The sequence below is a fragment of the Mesorhizobium sp. M7A.F.Ca.CA.004.06.1.1 genome (assembly GCF_003999135.1).
GTDB lineage: Bacteria > Pseudomonadota > Alphaproteobacteria > Rhizobiales > Rhizobiaceae > Mesorhizobium.
Genome location: NZ_RZPQ01000654.1, coordinates 1 through 3,370, shown reverse-complemented (window position 1 = coordinate 3,370; position 3,370 = coordinate 1). Strand labels below are relative to the sequence as shown.

Below are 3,370 nucleotides of genomic sequence, written 5' to 3'. Positions count from 1 at the left end.
GGCCTTGGCCAGGAAGGCGTCGAGGCCGCCGCGATGTTCGACCGAACGCAGCGCGTTGGCCGAAATGCGAAGACGCACGTTCTGGTTCAGCGCTTCCGAAATCAGCGTCACATTGACGAGGTTCGGCAGGAAGCGACGCTTGGTCTTGTTGTTGGCGTGGCTCACATTGTTGCCGGACATGACTGCCTTGGCAGTGAGTTCGCAGGTGCGGGACATTGTTCTAACCTTCAGTTCTCGGGGTCTGCCAAACACTCAAGCCCACGCCGGGTGGCGCGCGGTTCTGGTCAGGCGGCCTTATGGAAAAAGTTGGCGTTCCATAGTTGCATTTCGCCGAGGCGTCAAGCTCCAGCTTGCCTGCGGACACGCCCGGCATTTCATATTAAGGCCGGAATTCATCCTATAAGCGGTTCCATAGGGACATGCCAGACCGGAGTTGCCCGCCTCCGGCCGAAAATCAAGGACCCGATCCCGCCATGCTTCGTTCGCCACATGCCCTTGTTGCCATGCTTGCCATAGCTTTGCCGTCCGCCGCGTCTGCTGCCTCGCCGCAGTCGTTCAAGGGCGAGTACACAGTGTCGTTCCTCGGCCTTTCGATAGCGAAATCAACGTTTTCCAGCCGCTATGAGAACGGCGCCTACGCGATCCAAGGCAGTGTCACCGCAGCCGGCCTCGCCAAGCTGTTCGACGATACGCGCGGCACGATCTCATCCAAAGGCACGATCGCGGGCAAGAAAATGGTGCCGCAGGCATTCCGCGCCGATTACACCTCCGGCAAGAAGGCATCGGTTGTCGATATCCGCTTTGCCAATGGCAGGGTCACCTCGACGAAGGTCGTGCCGGCGCCGGGCAAACGCGACCCCAAGAACTGGGTACCGCTCGGTGCCGGCGACCTGACGTCGGTGCTCGATCCCATGGCCGCCACCGTCATTCATGCCGACAGTCTCGACCAGGTCTGCGGCCGCACGGTGAAGTTCTATGACGGCGAGATGCGTGCCGACCTGACGTTGACCTACGCGTCGAAAGGCACGATCTCGGTCCCGGGCTACAAGGGCGACACCGTCACCTGCCAGATGGGCTTCGAGCCGGTGGCGGGTTATCGCAAGGGCCGCAAGGCGCTCAACTATCTCAAGAACAAAAGCCGCATGATGGTGACGTTTGCACCGCTCGGCCAAACCGGCGTATATGCGCCGATCCGTGCCACGGTGGGCACGCAGATCGGCACCTTGACCATCAGCGCCGGGCGTTTCGAAGCCGTACAATAGCCAGGCGCGGAATTGGCGCGCCACTGGAGACAGAATGGGGCGCGCAACACTGATCGGCTTTTCGGCGGTCGCCATGTGGGCGTTGCTCGCACTGCTCACCGATGCGTCGGGCCAGGTGCCGCCGTTCCTCTTGTCGGCGATCACCTTCTCGATCGGCACCGGGGTCGGGCTCATCGCGCGGCTGTTCATGCCGGCACCCGACAAGAGCCAGAAGATACCGCCGCAGGTGTGGCTGATCGGCATTGCCGGCCTGTTCGGCTACCACTTCTTCTATTTCACCGCGCTGCGCAATGCGCCGGCGGTGGAGGCGAGCCTGATCGCCTATCTGTGGCCGCTGCTGATCGTGCTCGGCTCGGCGCTGATGCCGGGCGAAAAACTGGCGTGGAACCATGTCGTCGGCGCGCTGCTCGGCCTTGCCGGCACCGTGCTGATCGTCACCAAGGGTGGCGGGCTGGCCTTCGACGCCCGCTATTCCTTCGGCTATGCCATGGCTGCCGTCTGCGCCGTCCTGTGGTCGTCCTATTCGTTGTTGTCGCGGCGCTTCCCGTCGGTGCCGACCAGCATCGTCACCTGGTTCTGCGCAGCGACCGCGGTGCTGTCGCTCGCCTGCCACCTGGCGCTGGAACAGACCGTTCTGCCCGTCGGCGCCGGTCAGTGGCTGGCGGTGCTTGGTCTTGGCCTCATGCCGGTGGGCGCTGCCTTCTATGCCTGGGACATCGGCGTCAAACGCGGCAACATCCAGGTGCTGGGTGCCGCAAGCTACGCCGCACCGCTGTTGTCGACGCTGGTGCTGATCGCGGCCGGCGTCGCCGAGCCGTCGCTGCGCATCCTCGCCGCCTGCGTGCTCATCACCGGTGGCGCGGTGCTCGCCGCAAAATCCCTGTTCCTGCGCAAGCCTGCGGCGACCGAGAGCCGAGCCGGGTCATCCGAAGGCGGAGCCCAGGGCATCCAAAGGCGGAGCCGGGCATGACGATGCCGTTTGCGGGCGGCATCGACGCCAATGCCAATGCGACACTGATCTTTTCGCTGGCGGCGGCGGTGATCTATGCGTTCACGCTAGGCATGCCGCCGACGCTCGCCCGCTCGGCGGCAAAGACGCTTGCCGTGGCGATGCTTGCCGTGCTGGCCGGACTGCAGGGCGGCCCGCTGCTGCTGGTCGCCGCGCTCGCACTCAGCGCCGCTGGCGACGCCTTCCTGTCGCGCGACGGCGAAAAGGCCTTTCTCGGCGGGCTGGCCAGTTTTCTCGTCGCCCACATCGTCTATGTCGCGCTGTTCCTGCGCAGCGGTGGCGGATTGGGAGTGCTTGGCGCCGAGCCGTGGCGCGGAGCGATCGGGCTCGCCATGGCGGTGTTCGTGGTCATCATGCTGGCGGCGCTGTGGCGTCGCGTCGGTCCCGGCCTGGGTATCCCGATCACCGTCTATATCGCCGCGATCCTGGCAATGGGCATCTCGGCGCTGACAACAAGCAATATGTGGGTGATCGGTGGCGCCGTGCTGTTCATGGTATCGGACGGGCTGCTCGCCACCGAGAAATTCCTTGTCGCCGCCATCTCGCCCCACCGCGCCTGGATGCGCTTCGCCGTCTGGGCGCTGTACTACGCCGCCCAGCTCGCGACGACACTTGGGTTCCTGCTAAATTTGGGTTCTTATTGAGTTAGGGTTGTTTCGGCTGCCAGCCGGGTTCGGCCAGCTCAAAGGCGGCAAACTCGAAGCCCGGCGCGACGGTGCAGCCGACCAGCGTCCATTCGCCCAGGCTGCGCGCCGACTGCCACCAGCCTACCGGCACGACGATCTGAGGCCGCTCACCGGCTGCGAGATCGATGCCGAGCACCTGCTCCACAACGGTACTGCCTTCCTCCCACATCGCCAGTGCCAGCGGGGCGCCGGCATGGAAATGCCAGACCTCGGCGGCGTCCTTGACCCGGTGCCAGGCCGAAACCTGATGCTCCTCAAGCAGGAAATAGATGGCCGTCGAATGGCCGCGCGCGCCGCCAGTGCCATCGCGAAAGGTCTCGGCATACCAGCCGCCTTCCGGGTGCGGCTTCAGCCCGAGCGTCGCGATAATTTCTGCGGAGCTGGTCATGGCGACGATACCACCGGGCCTAGAA

General features: G+C 64.7%; 5 protein-coding genes. 3 read left to right on the top strand and 2 right to left on the bottom strand.

What is annotated here, in order from left to right:
• Nucleotides 1–216: 50S ribosomal protein L28 (gene rpmB / locus EN906_RS27715; RefSeq protein ID WP_127375518.1), on the bottom strand; the 216-nt coding region annotated here is incomplete at its 3' end.
• Between the two features lie 257 nt (nt 217–473).
• On the opposite strand from rpmB, the gene EN906_RS27710 reads away from it, so the two are divergent.
• From EN906_RS27710 to EN906_RS27700, 3 genes are read left to right on the top strand one after another with little or no spacing between them, the layout of a single operon-like run.
• Nucleotides 474–1,262, top strand: coding sequence for a DUF3108 domain-containing protein (locus EN906_RS27710; RefSeq protein ID WP_127266960.1), 789 nt, complete (start codon nt 474–476; stop codon nt 1,260–1,262).
• Nucleotides 1,263–1,296: 34 nt separating this feature from the next.
• Entirely contained in the window at nt 1,297–2,232 is a 936-nt protein-coding gene (locus EN906_RS27705; RefSeq protein ID WP_127266959.1) for an EamA family transporter, read from the top strand.
• Nucleotides 2,229–2,915, top strand: coding sequence for a lysoplasmalogenase (locus EN906_RS27700; RefSeq protein ID WP_127266958.1), 687 nt, complete (start codon nt 2,229–2,231; stop codon nt 2,913–2,915). Before EN906_RS27705 ends, EN906_RS27700 begins: the two co-directional genes overlap by 4 nt.
• Before the next feature lies 1 nt (nt 2,916).
• On the opposite strand, the gene EN906_RS27695 is transcribed toward EN906_RS27700, so the two are convergent.
• A complete protein-coding gene (locus EN906_RS27695) occupies nt 2,917–3,345 on the bottom strand; it encodes a cupin domain-containing protein (RefSeq protein ID WP_127266957.1) in 429 nt (142 codons plus the stop codon).
• Nucleotides 3,346–3,370: the final 25 nt, after the last annotated feature.